Annotated in this window: 17 protein-coding genes; 11 read left to right on the top strand and 6 right to left on the bottom strand. The window is 74.4% G+C overall.

What is annotated here, in order from left to right; genetic code table 11:
• Positions 1–62 precede the first annotated feature (62 nt).
• The 6 genes from LWC35_RS12685 (at position 63) to LWC35_RS12660 (ending at position 5,018) form a co-directional block, all read left to right on the top strand.
• A complete protein-coding gene (locus tag LWC35_RS12685; protein ID WP_232870286.1) occupies positions 63–1,748 on the top strand; it encodes a sigma-54-dependent Fis family transcriptional regulator in 1,686 nt (561 codons plus the stop codon).
• Between the two features lie 258 nt (positions 1,749–2,006).
• A complete protein-coding gene (locus LWC35_RS12680) occupies positions 2,007–2,324 on the top strand; it encodes a hypothetical protein (RefSeq protein WP_232870285.1) in 318 nt (105 codons plus the stop codon).
• A gap of 48 nt (positions 2,325–2,372) precedes the next feature.
• Positions 2,373–2,702 carry a hypothetical protein gene (locus LWC35_RS12675; protein ID WP_232870284.1) on the top strand — a complete coding sequence of 110 codons (330 nt, stop codon included), beginning with the start codon at positions 2,373–2,375 and terminating at the stop codon, positions 2,700–2,702.
• A 171-nt stretch (positions 2,703–2,873) separates the two neighbouring features.
• Positions 2,874–3,560 (top strand): GIN domain-containing protein, encoded by a 687-nt coding sequence (locus tag LWC35_RS12670; protein WP_232870283.1) that lies wholly within the window; start codon positions 2,874–2,876, stop codon positions 3,558–3,560.
• 82 nt (positions 3,561–3,642) lie between these two features.
• Positions 3,643–4,272 carry a DUF1326 domain-containing protein gene (locus LWC35_RS12665; protein WP_232870282.1) on the top strand — a complete coding sequence of 210 codons (630 nt, stop codon included), beginning with the start codon at positions 3,643–3,645 and terminating at the stop codon, positions 4,270–4,272.
• Positions 4,272–5,018 (top strand): DUF2182 domain-containing protein, encoded by a 747-nt coding sequence (locus LWC35_RS12660; RefSeq protein ID WP_232870281.1) that lies wholly within the window; start codon positions 4,272–4,274, stop codon positions 5,016–5,018. Before LWC35_RS12665 ends, LWC35_RS12660 begins: the two co-directional genes overlap by 1 nt.
• A gap of 9 nt (positions 5,019–5,027) precedes the next feature.
• Here the strand turns inward: LWC35_RS12660 and LWC35_RS12655 are convergent, their stop codons facing one another.
• Positions 5,028–5,855, bottom strand: a complete 828-nt coding sequence (locus tag LWC35_RS12655; protein ID WP_232870280.1) for a CBS domain-containing protein — start codon at positions 5,853–5,855, stop codon at positions 5,028–5,030.
• 104 nt (positions 5,856–5,959) lie between these two features.
• On the opposite strand from LWC35_RS12655, the gene LWC35_RS12650 reads away from it, so the two are divergent.
• Positions 5,960–6,262 carry an acyl-CoA dehydrogenase family protein gene (locus LWC35_RS12650; protein WP_232870279.1) on the top strand — a complete coding sequence of 101 codons (303 nt, stop codon included), beginning with the start codon at positions 5,960–5,962 and terminating at the stop codon, positions 6,260–6,262.
• A 15-nt stretch (positions 6,263–6,277) separates the two neighbouring features.
• Here the strand turns inward: LWC35_RS12650 and LWC35_RS40235 are convergent, their stop codons facing one another.
• Positions 6,278–7,261, bottom strand: coding sequence for a helix-turn-helix transcriptional regulator (locus LWC35_RS40235; RefSeq protein ID WP_232870278.1), 984 nt, complete (start codon positions 7,259–7,261; stop codon positions 6,278–6,280).
• A 130-nt stretch (positions 7,262–7,391) separates the two neighbouring features.
• Here LWC35_RS40235 and LWC35_RS12640 point away from each other — a divergent pair, with 130 nt between their 5' ends.
• Together LWC35_RS12640 and LWC35_RS12635 are read left to right on the top strand one after the other, a co-directional pair.
• Positions 7,392–8,825 carry an amidase gene (locus LWC35_RS12640; protein ID WP_232870277.1) on the top strand — a complete coding sequence of 478 codons (1,434 nt, stop codon included), beginning with the start codon at positions 7,392–7,394 and terminating at the stop codon, positions 8,823–8,825.
• 39 nt (positions 8,826–8,864) lie between these two features.
• Positions 8,865–9,599, top strand: a complete 735-nt coding sequence (locus LWC35_RS12635) for an SDR family NAD(P)-dependent oxidoreductase (protein WP_232870276.1) — start codon at positions 8,865–8,867, stop codon at positions 9,597–9,599.
• A gap of 5 nt (positions 9,600–9,604) precedes the next feature.
• Here LWC35_RS12635 and LWC35_RS12630 read toward each other — a convergent pair whose 3' ends face one another.
• Complete coding sequence (locus LWC35_RS12630) at positions 9,605–9,910, bottom strand: Rieske (2Fe-2S) protein (protein ID WP_232870275.1); 306 nt, start codon at positions 9,908–9,910, stop codon at positions 9,605–9,607.
• 8 nt (positions 9,911–9,918) lie between these two features.
• Complete coding sequence (locus LWC35_RS12625) at positions 9,919–11,433, bottom strand: flavin-containing monooxygenase (RefSeq protein WP_232870274.1); 1,515 nt, start codon at positions 11,431–11,433, stop codon at positions 9,919–9,921.
• A gap of 164 nt (positions 11,434–11,597) precedes the next feature.
• Between LWC35_RS12625 and LWC35_RS12620 the strand changes: the two genes are divergently transcribed.
• The gene (locus LWC35_RS12620) at positions 11,598–13,049 is read left to right on the top strand and encodes a glutamate synthase subunit beta (RefSeq protein WP_232870273.1); all 1,452 of its coding nucleotides are present in this window, start codon (positions 11,598–11,600) and stop codon (positions 13,047–13,049) included.
• Here the strand turns inward: LWC35_RS12620 and LWC35_RS12615 are convergent.
• Together LWC35_RS12615 and LWC35_RS12610 are read right to left on the bottom strand one after the other, a co-directional pair.
• Positions 12,991–14,127, bottom strand: coding sequence for a hypothetical protein (locus tag LWC35_RS12615; protein ID WP_232870272.1), 1,137 nt, complete (start codon positions 14,125–14,127; stop codon positions 12,991–12,993). The two genes, LWC35_RS12620 and LWC35_RS12615, sit on opposite strands and share 59 nt — an antisense overlap.
• A gap of 64 nt (positions 14,128–14,191) precedes the next feature.
• Positions 14,192–15,661 (bottom strand): APC family permease, encoded by a 1,470-nt coding sequence (locus LWC35_RS12610; RefSeq protein WP_232870271.1) that lies wholly within the window; start codon positions 15,659–15,661, stop codon positions 14,192–14,194.
• Between the two features lie 89 nt (positions 15,662–15,750).
• On the opposite strand from LWC35_RS12610, the gene LWC35_RS12605 reads away from it, so the two are divergent.
• Positions 15,751–16,854 (top strand): VIT1/CCC1 transporter family protein, encoded by a 1,104-nt coding sequence (locus LWC35_RS12605; RefSeq protein WP_232870270.1) that lies wholly within the window; start codon positions 15,751–15,753, stop codon positions 16,852–16,854.
• The last annotated feature ends 72 nt before the right edge of the window (positions 16,855–16,926 follow it).

Below are 16,926 nucleotides of genomic sequence, written 5' to 3'. Positions count from 1 at the left end.
CCCCTGCTGCCCCGGCCGACTAGGGTCGAGCCAACGTCGACCAACGTCGGTCCGGGAGCGGGATGAAGACACGCACCGCATGGGAGCGGTTCCAGTTCGAGGGCGAGCGCGGCGACGGCGCCCTCCAGGTTCGGTCCGAGATCCTCACCTCCTGGCGTCGCTCCCGGCTCAGCGGCGTCGACCCGTCCCGGCTGAGCCTGCCCCACTCCGACATCGACCCCGACACCCGGTTCGCCCGTGCCGCCCGCCCGGTCCTCGAGGCGGCCACCGACGAGATGGCCGACAGCGGCCTCTGCCTGGCCATCACCGACCGCAACGGACGGGTGCTCTGGAGCTGGGCGCCGAACGCCACCCTGCGGCGCGGCCTCGACGACCTCGAACTCCACCGAGGCTTCTGCTTCGACGAGGAGATCGCCGGCACGAACGGCCTCGGGACCGCGCTGGAGACCGGACGGCCGGTCACGATCAGCGGCGAGGAGCACTTCAAGGAGCCGTTCCACTCCTTCAGCTGCGTCGCAGCACCCGTCTACCACCCGGTGACCGCCCGCGCGGTCGGCGCCGTCAACATCACCTGCCAGGTCGGCGACACCCACCCCGTGCTCACCACCACCGTGGTCACCCTCGTCCGCGAAGTCCGCGAAGCGCTCCTCGCCGCCTCGGGCGAACGCGAACGCCGGCTCCTCGACGCCTTCCTCGCCACGAACGCCCGCCGTGGCACGGCGGTCGCGACCCTCAGCGCCGACGTGCTCATCACGAACGACGCCGCTGCGGAACTGCGCCTCGACCACCGGCAGATCTGGGCCCGCGTTCTCGAGGCCGCACCGGACGACGAGATGATCGAGGTTCCCGGCCTGGACGGCCGAACCGCCAAGCTGCGCCTGCTCGTCGAACAGCGGAAGACGACGGGAGCGATCCTCCTGCTCGACCCGGTCCCCCAGCCTCCCCCGACCACCGGCGGCGCGGGCCCGCTCACGATTCCCACGGCCTCCGAGCACCTGACCAAGGCCCTCGACCGCAGCGTGGACATCAACGGCGCCGCCATGCTCCGCGGGGAAGCGGGCACGGGCAAGAGAACCGCTGCCCGCCGAGCCTTCGAACGCGGCGGCCGCGAAGCACCCGTCGTCCTCGACCCCGCCGAGATCACCGTCACCAGCTTCGGCGCATGGTGCACCGAACTGGCTGCAGCGCGCTCCTCCACGGCACCTGTCCTGCTCACACGCATCAACGCGCTCTCCGTCGAACAGGCCCTCACCGTCGCCGCGCTCCTCGCCCGTACCGAATCCTCCGCTCCGCTGGTCGCCACCTGGGACGCCGGTTCGACCGAGGCGGTGCCGGCGCACCTGTCCACGTTGATGGATTCCCTCGGCGGCGCCGTCATCGAGGTGCTGCCGCTGCGGCGCCGGCTCAACGAGCTGAGAAGCCTGATCCGTGTGCTCGTCGACGCAGCACGACATCCCGTCCCGCAGGCAGTGCAACTGCTCGAGGAACATCACTGGCCCGGCAACGTCGCCGAGCTCGCGAACGTCCTCCACAGCGCATCCATCGCAGCCGGCCCGGGGCCGATCCGCCCGGACCACCTGCCCACCTATCTGCGGACGGGGCGGACGTTGACCCCGTTGGAGCAGGCTGAGGCCGCCGTCATCGCCGAGGTGCTGGCCTCGACCCGGGGCAACAAGACCGAGGCGGCGAAGCAACTCGGCATCGCGCGGCCGACGTTGTACGCGAAGATCCGCGCCTACCGACTCTGACCGCACCAGCCGCTCGTACGGCTCACCCGAGCGCTCCGTCGACCCGACGCCGACGGCCGAGCTGCCGGTCGTGCCCGCCGAAGGGGTCTCACCGCGAGGCGGGCAACGCGGGGTTCATCCTCCGGCACGACGTCCTCGCCCCGCCGCTCGTGATCACCCGCTACGTGGCCTGCCGACGCACCGGGGGCCCTCCGGCTCTATCCGGGGCCGGCGCCTCCCGGGACCGTCGCCCGGTCCGACGAGGCACCGGGAGGGGTCATGGGCCAGATGTACCTGCAGAAGTTCGTCTACCGGGACGGCGCGGCCAAGGCCGACGTCGACGCCGCCTGGGCCGAGGCTTTCCGGGCGATGGCCAGGACCGGCAACTACGGCAACGTGGAGAAGGGTGTCGCGCACCAGAAGAGCCTCGGCTCGGCATGGGGCGGCTACGTCCTCATCGAGGTCGACGACCCGGACTCCTTCGCCGCTTACCAGGTCTTCCACATGCAGAACTACGGCCACATCGCCCACATCACCTGGGAGCCGGTCTACGACACGGACCGGGTGTTCGCCGAGGCCGTTGCCGCCGCGCTGTGAGTGGGCGGCCTCGGGGAACCAGACAAACCCGGCGCTAGGATCTCGGCCGTGCGCGCGCTCCCCGGGTCCCGCCGGTTCCTGACCGGCCTCGCCGCGGCCGTCCTCACCGTCGGCCTCGCCGGCTGCGGGGGCGGGTCGACGAGCACCGACTGCGGGCTCGACGGCTGCACCGTCACCTTCCCGCGCAGCGGCGAGGCCTCCGTCTCCGTCCTCGGCGTCGAGGCGCGCCTGGTCGGCGTGACGGACGACGTCGCCGAGATCCGGGTCGCGGGCCAGCAGGTCCGGGTGCCGGTCGGCGGCCGGACCGAGGCGGGCGGGTTCACGGTCGCGGTCGAGCGGGTGACCGCCACGGAGGTCGTCGTCCGCGTGCGTCCCTAGGTCGCGCCACCTCCTGCAGGCCGATGCGGTGGAGGTCGGGCGATGACCGAGCTCGTCCGGGGGTGGTGACCGCCCGCGCCGGGCCGCGCGACGGACCGTGAACCCCGTGGCCCGGAGCGCCGCCGTCTGGGACCGTACGAGCGGGGCGGTCTGGCGAACGGACGGTGGACGATGGCGCACCACACCTCGGGGAAGGGCCGTGCGCGACTGCTCGTCGCGATCGTCGTGACGGGCGTGCTCGCCGTCGTGGCGGCCTGTGGCACGACGACCACCGTCGCGACCGGGTCCGGCACCGTACGGACCGAGAACCGGCCGGTGGCGGCCTTCGACTCCGTCGAGTTCGCCTCCGCGGGGACGCTCACGATCGAGCAGACCGGTACCGAGTCGCTCGAGATCCGGGCGGACGACGGCATCCTGCCGGCGCTCACCAGCGAGGTGCAGGGCACCACCCTGAAGCTCGGGGTCAAGGACCACACGATCCCCCTCGACGCCAAGCAGATCGACTACCGGGTCACCGTCGGCCGCCTGGCAGGCCTGACCGTGTCGGGCGCCGGGCAGGTCACCGTGAACGGGCTCGACGGCCCCGAGCTCGCCGTCACGCACGGCGGTGCGGCCCGGGTCGTCGTGTCGGGGCGGGTGACCCGCCAGGTGGTCGACCTGACCGGCATCGGCGAGTACGACGCCGCGAACCTGACCTCCGAGGAGGCCGACGTGACGGTCGGCGGGGCCGGCTCGGCCGTCGTCGACGTGAGCCGCACCCTGCAGGCCCGGGTCACCGGCGTCGGCAGCATCCGGTACGAGGGCTCGCCGCAGGTGACCCAGGAGGTCACCGGGATCGGCGCGGTCACACGGCAGTAGCGACCGCTCACGGATCGGCCTCTGGCCCTTCTCTGTGGTCTCCGTCACACTCGCCGCCGGGCGGTGGAGAGGAGGGACGGAGATGACCGCAACCGACACCGAGAGCGGCACCTACGTGGTCGAGGGTCGCCTCCTGGAGGTCTGCACGTGCAAGGCGGTCTGCCCCTGCTGGGTGGGCCTCGATCCCGACGGCGGGGTGTGCGACGGCTCGGTCGTCTGGTACGTCGACAGCGGGACCGTGCAGGGCGTCGACGTGTCCGACCGAGGCCTCGCCCTGCTCGCCTACATCCCCGGCAACGTGCTCGCGGGGAACTGGACCGCGATGGTCTACGTCGACGACCGGTGCTCCGAGGAGCAGGAGAAGGCGCTGCTCAACGTGTTCACCGGCGGGCTCGGCGGCCCGATCGCGGATCTCGCCGCCTTGATCGGGGAGGTCGTCGGCGTGGAGCGGGCGCCCTTCGCCGCGACCGTGCAGGAGGGCAGGGGCACGCTCAAGATCGGCGACGTGGTGGAGGCGGAGTTCGAGCAGCTGATGGGCGCCACCGGGAGGCCGACCACCCTGTCCGACTCGGTGTTCTCCACCATCCCGGGCTCGCCTGCGTACCCCGGCACGGCCTCGGTGTACCGGCGCAGCGGCAAGAAGCTCGGCCGCCCGGACATCGACATCTCCGGCTACAACTCGGTCCAGGGTCACTTCCGGTTCACCGGCTGATGTCCACGGTCGCGGTCCGGGTCCGGGTCCGGCTCCGCGACCCGGCGACCGGGCTGTGGGTGGCCGCGGGCGCGTGCTGGCTGCTCAGTGGCTGGCTCGTGCTCGCGGGCGGCCACCATCACGGTGCCCCGGTGCCCACACCGGGGCCGTTCCTGCTGGCCTGGGTGGTGATGGTCGGGGCGATGATGCTGCCGACCGTGGTCCCGCTGGTGCGGTTGTTCGCCCACGTCCGGGCGCGGGCGCCGCAGCCGGGCGGGGCGCTGCCCGCGCTGCTCGGCGGCTACCTCGCCGTGTGGACGGTCGTCGCGGGGCTCGCCTTCGCCGTCGCGCTGGGGGTGGCGGCCGCGACCGGCACGGTCCCGTGGGTCGCCGCCCGGCCGGAGGTCCCGCTCGGCGTGGCGATCGTGCTCGCGGGCGCCTTCCAGTTCAGCCGGCTCAAGGAGGCGTGCCTGCGCGCCTGCCGCAGCCCGGCGACCGTGCTGCGCCGCGAGTACCGGCGTGGTCCGGCGGGCGCCGCGCGCCTCGGGCTGCGGCACGGGGTGTCCTGCGTGGGCTGCTGCTGGGCGTTGATGCTGGTCATGGTGGTGACCGGGGCCGCGGGGCTGCTGTGGATGCTCGGCCTCACCGCCGTGATGGTGCTGGAGAAGACGAGCCGGTACGGGCCGCGGCTGGTCCCGGTGGTCGGTACGGGCCTGTTCGTCGTGGGCGGCGCGCTGCTGATCGCCGGGGTGGCGCGGCCGGCCTGACTGCCGCCGTCAGACGAGGTCGCTGCGGCTGAGCACCCCGACGAGCCGGCGGCCGTGGACGACCGGCAGGACCCGGAAGCCACGGTCGATCACCAGGTGCCGGGCCTCGGCCAGCGGCGTGTCCGGACGGAGCACGGTGGGGGAGCGGGTCATCGCGGCCCCGACCGTGCGCGGTGGCCCGCCGCGGCTTCCGTCGAGCGGGTCGCGCAGGAGGTCGGCCTCGCTCACGACACCGACCAGTCCGCCGTCCTCCTCGACCACCGGCAACAGGCTGAACCGGCGGGTCAGGAGCAGCTCGACGGCCCGCGAGCAGGGTGTGGTGGGCCGGACGACGACGAGGTCGGTGCCGGTCATCGCCTCGCCGACCGTCCGGGCGCCGGGCTTGCGTTCCCGCGGCATCCGGGGCGGCACGGGATCGGGCAGCGTGGTCCGGCCGAACAGCCGGGTCAGCAACCCCGGGCGCTCCCGGGGGCCGCGCAGCAGGTCGCTGCGGGTGACCACCCCGACCACGAGCCCGCGCTCCACGATCGGCATGACCCGCAGCTCGCCGTAGGTCCGCAGCCGGTGCGCGACGACGGCCGCGCTCGTCGCGGGCGACATCGTCAGCACGTCCGTGGTCATGATCGACCCCACGGTGGCGCCGGCGTCGGCGCCGTCCTCGCGGTGGCGCAGGACGTCGACCAGGCTGACGATCCCGACCAGCCGGTCGACGCCCCGCACCACCGGCAGCGCGCTGAACCCGGCCCGCAGCATCCGCCGGGCCGCCAGGTCCACGGGGTCGTCCGCCTGCACCGTGACGAGCCGGCGGGTCATGACGTCGCGCGCGCGGACGGGCATTCGTCCGACCCTAGTGGGCCTTCGGCGTCGAAGATCCACGTCGCGAGGGCCTCGACCGTGCCCGCGCCGCAGCACGTCGGCGACGCGGCGGGCCCACCGCTCGTGTGCCGACTGCCGGCTCACCCCCGGCCGCCACGGCCGGACGGCGGTCGACGCCTCCGGGAGCGCGCAACCGCCAGGCCATTCAGCTCGCCGCCACTCACGGCGTCGAGGCCGCCGCTACCGCCGTGCGGCTCGTGCACCAGGTCGCAGGCACCTCGGCCATCCGCAACGCCCGCCCGTTCGCGGCACACTTCCGCGACGTCCACACCCTCACCCAGCACGCGTTCGTCTCGCCTGCCCGGTACGAGTCCGTCGGCCAGCTGATGCTCGGGCTGCCGCCGGAGTGGCCCCTGTTCGCCTTCTGACGGGCGGCGAGGCGCTCAGCCCGGCCGGCTGCCCGCGGGGGCCACCAGCAGCCCCCAGCGTGTGGCCAGCTGCGCGGCCTCGACCCGGTTGCGGCAGCCCGTCTTGGCCAGGATGTGCTCGACGTGCGTGGCGACCGTACGGGTGCCAATGCCGTGGCCGGCGGCGATCTCGGTGTTGCTCAGGCCGCGGGCGACGCCGTCGAGGACGTGCAGTTCCCGCACGGTCAGCCCGGCCGGCGAGGGCGCCTCGCGGTGCAGGACGACGACACCCGACGGGGAGGCGTACAGCTCGACGGCGACCACGGCGACGTCCCGGACGAGGTGCAGGACGGGGGCGGCGGGTGGGACGCCCGCACGGACCTGCGCCACCACTGCGGCCAGTGGCGACGGCGGCGCGACGAGGTCGGGGCGCGGCGAGGGGGAGAGCGGGGTGACGGTCCCGTCGGCACCCGTGACGAACCCGTCGACCTCCCCGCGGACCAGCCGTTCGGTCGGGGAGCGGGGTGCGGCGACCGGGTCGAGCGCGGCGGCGAGATCGGGGCCGAGCAGGTCGAGCAGGGCGACCGTGTCGTCGTCCGGATGGCGGGCGTCGAGCGTGCTCGCGTTGAGCATGCCCACGTACCGCCCGTCGGCCGCGAACAGGCAGTGGGTGACGCCGTCCCGGAAGCCGAGCGGCGTGATGATCCGGTCGAAGATCTCGCCGTGCCGGCGGCGGGGCGCCAGGTCGCGGACCCGGACGGGAACGCGGCCGGACCGGACCCGGTCGAACAACGGATCGGTGTGCATGCGTCCGTCGAGCAGGGCGGTGACCGCCGACGGGTACGAGGAGGCGAGCGTGCGGTGCCGCCACGCCGCGGGGTCCCAGAGCGACAACGCGACACAGTCCGCCGGCACCACGGGGCGCAGGGCCTCGAGCGCCGCCGACGCCGCGCCGGGGGTGCGGCTGCCGTTGCGCCGGAGGAAGGACCTCAGCTCACGGGCCGCGGTGAGGGCGGTCACGCGGCGCACGCTACCGGGCCCGCAGCCCTCGGACCAGCGGCGACGACGGGCCGGGGGGCATCCGTCAACCGACCGATGTGGCGTGGCGGGGTCGTCCGTACCGTCGCGCCTCCCGACCACGGAGGACGCCATGAAGCCCGACGAGTACGCCGACCTCGACGCCACCGCGCTCGCCGCTCTGATCCGCTCCGGCGAGATCTCGGCCGGCGAGGTGCAGGCCGCCGCGTCCGAGGCCCTCGATGCCGTGCAGCCCACGCTGAACGCCCTGGTGGGCGCCCGGTTCGCCGCGCCGCTCGACCACGCCGCGGACGGGCCCTTCGCCGGGGTGCCGTTCGCGATCAAGGACCTCATCGTGCACGCGGCAGGCGTTCCGCAGCGTGCCGGCAGCCGGCTGCTCGGCGACGGGGTGGCGATGCCCGCGGACACCCACCTCATGGCGCGCTTCCGGCGTGCCGGGCTGGCGACCCTCGGTGTCACCGCCACCCCGGAGCTGGGCTTCAACGCCAGCACCGAGCCCGTCGCGACCGGTCCGGTCCACAACCCGTGGGACCTCACGCGGAGCCCGGGCGGGTCCAGCGGCGGCTCGGCCGCCCTGGTCGCGGCCCGGGCGCTGCCCGTCGCCCACGCGAACGACGGCGGCGGTTCGATCCGCATCCCGGCGGCGGCGTGCGGGTTGGTCGGGTTGAAGCCCAGCCGCGGGCGGACCTCGCCCGGACCGGACTACGCCGACCCGCTGCTGGGACTCGGCATCGAGTTCGCCGTGACGCGCACGGTGCGGGACTGCGCAGGCCTGCTCGACGCCGTGCACGGGTACGAGCCGGGCGACCGGTACCTGCTGCCGGACCCCGTCCGGCCCTTCGCCGAGGAGGTCCGCGCCGGGAGCCGGCCGCTGCGGATCGCCCTGCACACCGCCGCGTTCTCCGGCCACGGCACCGTCGACCCGCGCTGCGTGGCGGCCACGGAGGCGGTCGGGCGCACCCTCGAGGAGCTGGGACACACCGTGGAGCCCGCCGCCCCCGCGGTGGACCCGGAGGCGTTCGACGACGCCAACCTGATCGCGTGGACCAGCTTCCTCGCCGACGGCGTGGACTCCCTCGCCGCAGCCCTCGGCGTCGATCCCGGACCCGAGCACCTCGAGGCCACCACCCGTGCCTGCGCCGAGCACGGGCGGACCCTCCGCGCCTCGGACCTCTTCGCCGCCGACCGGGTCTTCAACGCGACCGCCCGGGCCGTCGCCGCCTTCCACCAGCGGTTCGACCTGATCCTGACGCCGACGATGAACGTCCCCAACACGCCCCTCGGCCACCTCGACGCCGACGACGACTCCCTCGACGCGCGCGGCTGGTACGACCACCTCTTCGCCACCGCCGGCTTCACCGCGCTCTCCAACGTCACCGGGAACCCGGCGATCTCCCTCCCGCTCGGCCGCACCGACGAGGGCTGGCCCGTCGGTGTGCAGCTGACCGGCCCGTACGCCGGCGAGGGCACGCTCCTCGCCGTGGCCGCCGATCTGGAGAAGGCCCTGCCCTGGGACGACCACCGTCCGGCGACCGTGGTCGGCTGAGCACCTCTAGCCTGGGCGCATGACGACCGGCGCGGACCGTTGACGAGCCCCTGGGGCGGGGACCGGCCGTTCACGGCGGTGGTCACCGGCGCGGGGAGCGGGATCGGTCTCGCGCTGGCCGCGCAGCTCCGGGAGCGCGGTGCCGAGCTGGTCCTCGCCGACGTCGACCGGGCTGCGGTGCTGGGCGCGGCCGAGCGGCTCGGGGCCACCGCGGTGGTCGCGGACGTCGCGGATCCGGAGGCGGTGGAGCAGCTCGCCGAGCAGGCGTCGGGGGCACGGTTCGTCTGCCTGAACGCCGGGATCGTCGGGCCGTCGGTCGGCGCCCCCTGGGAGGTGCCGGCCGCGGAGTGGGACCGCGTGTTCGCGGTGAACGTCGCGGGGGTGGTCAACGGCCTGCGCGCCTTCGTGCCCCGGCTGCTCGGCGCGGCGGAGCCGGCCCACGTGCTGGTCACCGCCTCCCTGGCGGGGATGACGGTGTTCCCGGGCGGCGGGGCGTACGGCCCGTCGAAGCACGCGGTGGCGGCGGTCGTCGCGCACGCCGCGATGGCCCTCGAGGGCACGCCGGTCGGGATCGGCATGATCTGCCCGGCCCTGGTGGCCACGGGGATGTCGCCGGTCGGCGCGGATCCCGCGGACGTCGCCCGGGAGGCCCTGCGTGCGGTCGACGACGGCGTGTTCGCCGTGGTGCCGCCGGAGTGGCGGGCCGCCGTGGTCGACCAGCTCGCGACCGTCGCCGCCGGCGGGCGACCGACCCCGCCCGCGCCGGCGGGCTGATCCGTTCAGCCGGGATCCGCGGCCGGCTCACCCACCCTGATCTCCGCGCCGGCCACCACGACCGGGAGCCTCCCGAGCGGTTCCTCCGCCGGCCCCCCGACGACGGCCCCGTCGCTGATGCGGAAGCGGCTGCCGTGGCAGAAGCAGTTGATCGTCCCGGCGGCCACGGCCCGCACCGTGCACCCGCGGTGCGGGCACGTCGTGGAGAACGCGACGAACGTGCCCTCCACCGGCTGGGTCACCACCACCCCGTCGGGCAGGATCGTCCCGCCGCCGACGGGCACCCGGTTCATGGGCACGGTGGTGGACACGGGAGGGCTCAGCGGTAGACGAGGCCGTCGTCGAGGTCGGCCTTGGGCAGGACCTCCTGTTCCTCCTCGTGCTCCAGCATGTGCGTCCAGGGCTCGCGGTCGCCCTGCTTGAAGAGCACGTGCTGCGAGCGCAGGACGTATCCGGAGTTGAAGTTCTCCGGGTCCGACCACGGGCGCAGCGGCATGTCGGCGTCGCCCGGCCGCAGCGTCGGGACGACCACCGTGGCGCCCTTGTCCCGCATGTGCTGCCACATCCGGCACACCAGGTCGGCGACGAGGTCGACGCGCAGCGTCCAGCTGTGCCGGAAGTAGCCGAACACGTAGGCCATGTTCGGCACGTCGCTGATCATGATCCCGCGCCAGGTGACCTTCTGCGTGAAGTCGACCGGCTCGCCGTCGACGCGGAAGGCGACGTCTCCGAAGGCCGACAGGTTGAAGCCGGTCGCGGTGACCACCACGTCGGCCTCGATCTCGTCGCCTGAGCCGACGCGGATGCCCTTCTCCGTGAACTCCGCGATCGTGTCGGTGACGATCGACGCCTTGCCCGCGCGCAGGGCGGCGAAGAAGTCGCCGTCCGGCACGATGGCGATGCGCTGCTGCCACGGGCGGTACCGCGGGGTGAGGTGCTTCTCGACGTCGAAGCCCTCCGGCAGCAGCGGGCGCATCGACTCCATGAGGAACGTGTGGACCTCGTCGGGTGCGTCGAGCGACGTGCGGGCCAGCCAGTGGTATTGCTGCATGTACTGGCGGCGCAGGATCTCGTGGGTCCACTCCTCGGGGATGTCCAGCGCGCGCAGCTGCACCGCGAGCTCGTGCACGACGGGCGGGGCGAAGTAGTAGGACGGCGAGCGCTGCAGCATCGTCACGTGGTCGGCCGTCTCGGCGATCGCGGGGATCAGCGTCGAGGCGGTCGAGCCGGAGCCGACGACGACGACGCGTTTCCCCGTGAGGTCGAGGTCCTCGGGCCAGTCCTGGGGGTGCACGATCGTGCCGCCGAAGCGGTCCATGCCCTCCCACTGCGGCTGGTACGGCTCGGCGTGGTTGTAGTAGCCCTGGCACATCCACAGGAAGTCGGTGGTGAAGCGCAGTAGCCGGCCCGTCTCCTCCTGGTCGACCTCGACGGTCCACCGGCGCTCCTCGGAGGACCACGCGGCCGCGACGACCCGGTGCCGGTAGCGGATGTGCCTGCGCAGGTCGTCCTCGTCGAGGACCTCGTCGAGGTACGCGAGGATCTCCTCCCCGGCGGCGATCGACGGGCCGCGCCACGGCTTGAACCGGTAGCCGTAGGTGAACAGGTCGCTGTCGGAGCGCACGCCCGGGTACCGGTGGGTCCACCATGTCCCGCCGCGGTCCGGCTGGGCGTCGAGGAGGAGGAAGGTCCGGTCGGGGAAGCTCTCCTGCAGGTGGTGGGCGGCGCCGATGCCGGAGACGCCGGCGCCGACGATGAGGACGTCGACGTGGCCGGCCTCCTCGACGGCCCTGTCGGTGGTGCCCTGGGGAGCGCTCGCGGGTGCAGACGTCATCGGCTCGACCTCCGGTGCACGGGATGTGACCCACGTCATGCTAATGCGGATTGCATCGCGCAACGTCCGCCGAGCGGGTCCGCGCGAAATTGGGCCCGCCGGGCCGTTGCCAGGGGCCGCGCGGGGGTGCACCGTACGTGCACCACACCGACGGGAGGCCCGCCGTGGCTGACCCCTGGGGTTTTCTGCGCACCGCACGCCGGACCACGCCCCGGCGCCCGGTGGACCTGCGGCTGCGCGACTGGCGCGAGGTGTACGAGCCGCTGCCGGAGCCGGCGCTGCGTGAGCAGGCCGGGCGCTGCATGGACTGCGGGGTGCCGTTCTGCCACGCGGAGTGCCCGCTGGGCAACCTCATCCCGGAGTGGAACGACCTGGTCCACCGTGAGCGCTGGCGGGAGGCGAGCGAGCGGCTGCACGCCACGAACAACTTCCCCGAGTTCACCGGCGTGCTCTGCCCAGCCCCCTGCGAGGAGTCGTGCGTTCTGGCCATCAACGCGGACCCGGTGTCGATCAAGCAGGTCGAGCTGCAGATCGTCGACCACGCCTGGGCGGAGGGCTGGGTGCGGCCGCTCCCGCCCCCGCGCCGGACGGGCCGGTCGGTCGCGGTGATCGGGTCGGGGCCGGCCGGGCTGGCCGCCGCCCAGCAGCTCACCCGCGCGGGCCACGACGTCGTGGTGTGCGAGCGGTCCGACCGGATCGGCGGCCTGCTCCGCTACGGCATCCCCGCGTTCAAGATGGAGAAGCGCCGGCTCGACCGGCGGCTGGCGCAGATGCTCGCGGAGGGCACGGCCTTCCGGGCCGGGGTGGAGGTCGGCGTCGACGTGCACGCCGACCGGCTGCGCGCCGAGTCCGACGCCGTCGTGCTGGCCTGCGGTGCGACCGCCCCGCGCGAGCTGCCCGTGCCGGGCCGGCACCTGGCCGGGGTGCATCTCGCGATGGACTACCTGACCTGGGCGGACCGGGTGCAGGAGGGCGACCTCGCCGTGTCGCCGATCAGTGCCGAGGGCAAGGACGTCGTCATCATCGGCGGGGGCGACACCGGCACGGACTGCCTGGGCACCGCGCACCGTCAGGCCGCCCGGTCGGTGGCGCACGTCGACATCCGGCCCCGCCCGCCGGAGCGCCGCACCCCCGAGATGCCCTGGCCGACCTATCCGGCGGTGCTGCGCACGTCGCCGGCGCACGAGGAGGGCGGGGCGCGCCTGTTCTCGGTCGACACCGTCGAGTTCCACGGGGACGCCGACGGCGGACTGCGGGCGGTCACGCTCGTCGAGGGTTTCCGCGACGAGACCAAGCGCTTCCACCCCGCCGGGGCGACCACGGAGGTCCCCGCCCAGCTCGCGCTGATCGCCCTCGGGTTCACCGGTGCCGAGCAGGGCGACCTCGTCGCCCAGCTGGAGGTCGGGATCGACGCGCGCGGCAACGTCGTCCGGGACGAGGACTTCATGTCCACCGCGGAAGGCGTCTTCGTCGCCGGGGACATGGGCCGCGGTCAGTCGCTGATCGTCTGGGCGATCGCCGAGGGCCGCGCCGCGGCGGCCGCGGTCGACGCCTACCTCACCGGTCGGGACCTGCTCCCCCGGCCGATCCGGCCCGACCGCGTTCCGATCGCCTGATCGAGCGCCGGAGCCACACGATCGCCCCGAGCGCCACGACGAGGAGCCCGACGAGGGCGACGACGGCCACGACGGTGTTCGCGGCGCCGCAGTCGTTCACCGGGTCGTCGCGGGTGAGCGCGCAGATCATGCGCTCGCCGCGGTCGGTGCCGTACCGGGCCACCAGCTCGGACCGGAAGTCCTGCCACTCCCGGCGGGTCTCGGTGACGGCGCCCGACACGGCCTTGGCGAAGTTGGTGCCGACCATCCCGCGCGGCGTCGTCGGGTCGGTGGCCGCGCCGGTGACGGGGTCGATCTGCCCGCGGTCCTTGTTGAGCCCCGCGTGGGTGACGCGCAGCTGGCAGGCCCCGACGCCGGGAACCTCGTCACGGGCCACGTAGCAGCCGGTGCTCAGGTCCGCGGGAGGGTCGGGCGCCGCGGCGCCGCGCAGGTCGAGCAGCGGGCTCGGCGCGGGCAGGTCGAGCCCCGGCGGGTTCTCGTCCCCGACCGGGCGGGCCGGGTCGGCCTGGTCGGCCCAGTTGCTGTGGGCGTAGAAGTCCTGCACGCCGTGCAGCGCCCGGCCGAACCCCTCCAGGGTCGTGCACTTGGCGCGCACCTCCCGCTCGTCCCGGGGCCGGCACTCGGGGTCGAGACCGACCTCGCCCGCCAGCACCTCGCCGTCGGGACCGAGGAGGCGCTGCGCCGCGTCCAGACCCTCCCCGAACCGCATCCGCATGCGGTTGAGGCAGTCGACGAGCGACGCGGTGGCCTGCATCCGGGTGCGCGGATAGGCGCCCGCGACGTAGTCCGCGTCGTCGCAGTGCGCGGCCGGGTCGGACAGCTCGTCGCTGTCCGGTGCGCCGATCGCACCGAACTCGTGGCCGTGCCCGGCGAGGTAGTCCATCGTCGCCGGCTGGAAGCAGTCCGGCTCCGCGCGGACGTCGCCGGCGCAGCTCAGGGCCGCCCGGGTGAGACGCTCGTGCTCGCGGCTCTGGCCGCCGCTGTCGATCGTGCCGAATCCGGCGGCCGGGCCGGGCGCCGCGACGAGGCCCAGCACGACGAGCACGCCGAGCAGGACCGTGAACCGCCGTCGTCGCACCGCGGAGCCTCCCCCTCGGACGGGCCGCCCCCCGGATCGTGCCGCGCCGAAGATCGCGCGGGCCTCATCCCGGCGGGGTGACCGCGGGGCCGAGCCCGTCGTTCGCGGTGAGGCGGGTGCCGGCCACCCGGGCCCTGCCGGGCCGGGCGACCACCCAGGCGACACCCAGCAGGATCCAGGCCGCCGCGAGCGCGGGATAGGTCCCCGCGCCGCCCTCCGGGTACGGGACGATGTTGCGGAACAGCGTGTACCCGAGCAGGACCAGCGCGAGCGCCGGGATCACCACCTCCCACGCCGCCACCTCGCGGCGCCCCGAGAAGAACAACAGCCGGGCGGCGCCGATCGTGGCGAGCACGTAGACCACCAGCAGGATCAGCGTGCCGATCGTCGCCGAGGCCTGGAACAGGGTGAACGGTGCCGCGTCCAGCACGAACCAGGCGAGCGCGACCTCGACGTACATCGCACCGACCACGACGACCGCCGCCCGCACCGGCGTCCCGCGCGTCGGCGAGACCTCGGCCAGTCCGGCCGGGCCGACGCCGTCGCGGGTGAGGGCGAACAGGAGCCGGGAGCCGCCGACCGCGCAGGCCAGCGCACAGCCGAAGGCGCTGACCGCCGCACCGACGGTGATGAGGTTCCCGACCCAGCCGGCCACGTACTGCGCGCCGAGGTCGCCGAGCAGCGAGGACGACGCGATGAACGCCGACACCCCCGCCGGGTCGGTGCCGAAACCCATCACCTCGACGGTGGTGACGAACACGAAGTAGACGCCGCCGAAGACGGCGGTGCCGAGGATCGCCCGCGGGATGCTGCGGCGCGGGTCGCGGGCCTCCTCGCCGAGCGTCGCCGCGGCCTCGAACCCGGCGAAGGACAGGAAGCCGAACACCACGCCGAGGAACAGCGCGGACACGCCGGTGCCGGGCGCCACGCCGAACACCGACCCATCGAGGGTGTGGCCGCCCGGCGCCGTCCCGCCGGCCAGCCGGACGAGGACCACCACGCAGACCGCGAGGATCAACGCGACGGTCACGCCCTCGATGGTCAGCAGCACCCGCGTACCGCCGCGCACCCGGACGACGGCGAGCGCCAGCACGCCGAGCAGGGCGACCGCCGCCAGGGCGAACCCGGCCCAGCCCGGCTGGTCGGGCCAGATCCCGAGCACGCGCAGGGCGTCGGCCCCGAAGATGCCGGCCGCCGTCGACGTGACCACGCCGTAGAACACGTACGTGCCCAGCAGTGACCACCCGGCGACCACGCCGGCGCGTGGGCCGAGGGTGGCGCCGACGAAGCCGTAGACGCTGCCGGCGTGGTGGAACCGCTGACACAGCCGCACGAAGGTGTACGCGACGAGCAGGACGCCGAGGGTCGCGAGCGCGAAGGCCAGCGGGACCGCGCGCCCGACGGAGCTCGCCGTGCCCTGCGGGTTGATGTTGGCGGCCATCGACGGTGCCATGAGCGCCAGGGAGAGCCCGATCGCCTCCCACACGCCGAGGCCGCGGCGGAGCCGGGAACCGGGGGTCGAGCTCTGCACCATGGCGCTCACCTCTTCCGACCTCGAGGGGTCGGCGGGACGCGGGCGGGAGTTACGCGCGCACGAGGGGCCGGGGGCGCAGACTGTCGCGCATGCACGACAGCTCGACGGGGAGTGACCCCTCCGCGCCGCCGTCCCGCGCGAACCGCCGCCGGTGGCGCCGCATGCTGGCCGACGAGCGTGAGGAGGCGAAGGTCTACCGCGACCTGGCCGGCCGGCGCAGCGGGGACGAGCGGGAGATCCTGCTCGGGCTCGCCGACGCGGAGGAGCGGCACATCGCGCACTGGGCGGGCCTCCTGGGCGACGACGCGGCCTCGGCCGGGCGCGGCTCGCTGCGGATGCGGCTGCTGGCCTGGCTCGGGCGGCGGTTCGGCTCGGTCTTCGTGCTGGCGCTCGCCCAGCGTGCGGAGACCCGCTCGACCTACCGCTGGGACGTCGACGCCACCCCGGCGATGGCGGCCGACGAACGGATCCACGAGGAGGTCGTCCGCGGTCTGGCGGTCCGCGGCCGCGCCCGCGTGTCCGGGACCTTCCGGGCCGCCGTCTTCGGCGCGAACGACGGCCTGGTCAGCAACCTGTCCCTCGTGCTCGGCGTGATCGGCGGCGGGGCGTCCCGCGGCACGATCCTGCTCACCGGTCTCGCCGGGCTGCTGGCGGGCGCGTTGTCGATGGGGGCGGGCGAGTACGTCTCGGTGCGCTCGCAACGCGAGCTGCTGGCGGCGTCGGCCCCCGACATCAGCGACGCCTCCCGGGTCCTGCCGCAGCTCGACGTCGACGCCAACGAGCTCGCCCTGGTCTACCGGGCCCGCGGGTTGACCGCCCAGGCGGCCCGCGAGCGGGCGGAGCAGGTGTTGCGCAGCAGCGACCCCGCCCTCGCCGTGGCCGCGACGAACCCGGTCCCCGAGGGGCACGACGTGGTGGGCAGCAGCATCGGCGCCGCCCTGTCGAGCTTCCTGTTCTTCGCCTCGGGGGCCCTGATCCCGATCCTGCCGTTCCTCGTCGGCCTGTCGGGTGGCGTGGCCGTGACGGTGTCGGGCGTGCTCGTCGGGATCGCGCTGATGCTCACCGGGGCCGTCGTGGGCGTGCTCTCCGGTGGGCCACCGCTGCGGCGGGCGTTGCGCCAGCTCGCGATCGGCGGGGGTGCCGCGGCGGTCACCTACGGCCTGGGTGTGCTGTTCGGCGCGACCCTCGGCTGAGGACGACGCCCTCGCGTCCGCGCTCTCCGGACTGCCGGGTTCCTCACGAAGGGCCTAGGTAAACCGGCGGCA

It is taken from the genome of Pseudonocardia kujensis, from assembly GCF_021283305.1.
In the GTDB taxonomy this organism is placed as follows: domain Bacteria; phylum Actinomycetota; class Actinomycetes; order Mycobacteriales; family Pseudonocardiaceae; genus Pseudonocardia; species Pseudonocardia kujensis.
The sequence above is the reverse complement of the archived record's forward strand: the minus strand, read 5'-3'. Positions and strand labels throughout refer to the sequence as shown.

Bases quoted from the DNA above. Each gene is read 5' to 3' on its own strand.
- LWC35_RS12685 (WP_232870286.1), top strand. From the start codon at position 63: ATGAAGACACGCACCGCATGGGAGCGGTTCCAGTTCGAGGGCGAGCGC.
- LWC35_RS12680 (WP_232870285.1), top strand. From the start codon at position 2,007: ATGGGCCAGATGTACCTGCAGAAGTTCGTCTACCGGGACGGCGCGGCC.
- LWC35_RS12670 (WP_232870283.1), top strand. From the start codon at position 2,874: ATGGCGCACCACACCTCGGGGAAGGGCCGTGCGCGACTGCTCGTCGCG.
- LWC35_RS12665 (WP_232870282.1), top strand. From the start codon at position 3,643: ATGACCGCAACCGACACCGAGAGCGGCACCTACGTGGTCGAGGGTCGC.
- LWC35_RS12660 (WP_232870281.1), top strand. From the start codon at position 4,272: ATGTCCACGGTCGCGGTCCGGGTCCGGGTCCGGCTCCGCGACCCGGCG.
- LWC35_RS12655 (WP_232870280.1), bottom strand. From the start codon at position 5,855: ATGCCCGTCCGCGCGCGCGACGTCATGACCCGCCGGCTCGTCACGGTG.
- LWC35_RS12640 (WP_232870277.1), top strand. From the start codon at position 7,392: ATGAAGCCCGACGAGTACGCCGACCTCGACGCCACCGCGCTCGCCGCT.
- LWC35_RS12625 (WP_232870274.1), bottom strand. From the start codon at position 11,433: ATGACGTCTGCACCCGCGAGCGCTCCCCAGGGCACCACCGACAGGGCC.
- LWC35_RS12610 (WP_232870271.1), bottom strand. From the start codon at position 15,661: ATGGTGCAGAGCTCGACCCCCGGTTCCCGGCTCCGCCGCGGCCTCGGC.
- LWC35_RS12605 (WP_232870270.1), top strand. From the start codon at position 15,751: ATGCACGACAGCTCGACGGGGAGTGACCCCTCCGCGCCGCCGTCCCGC.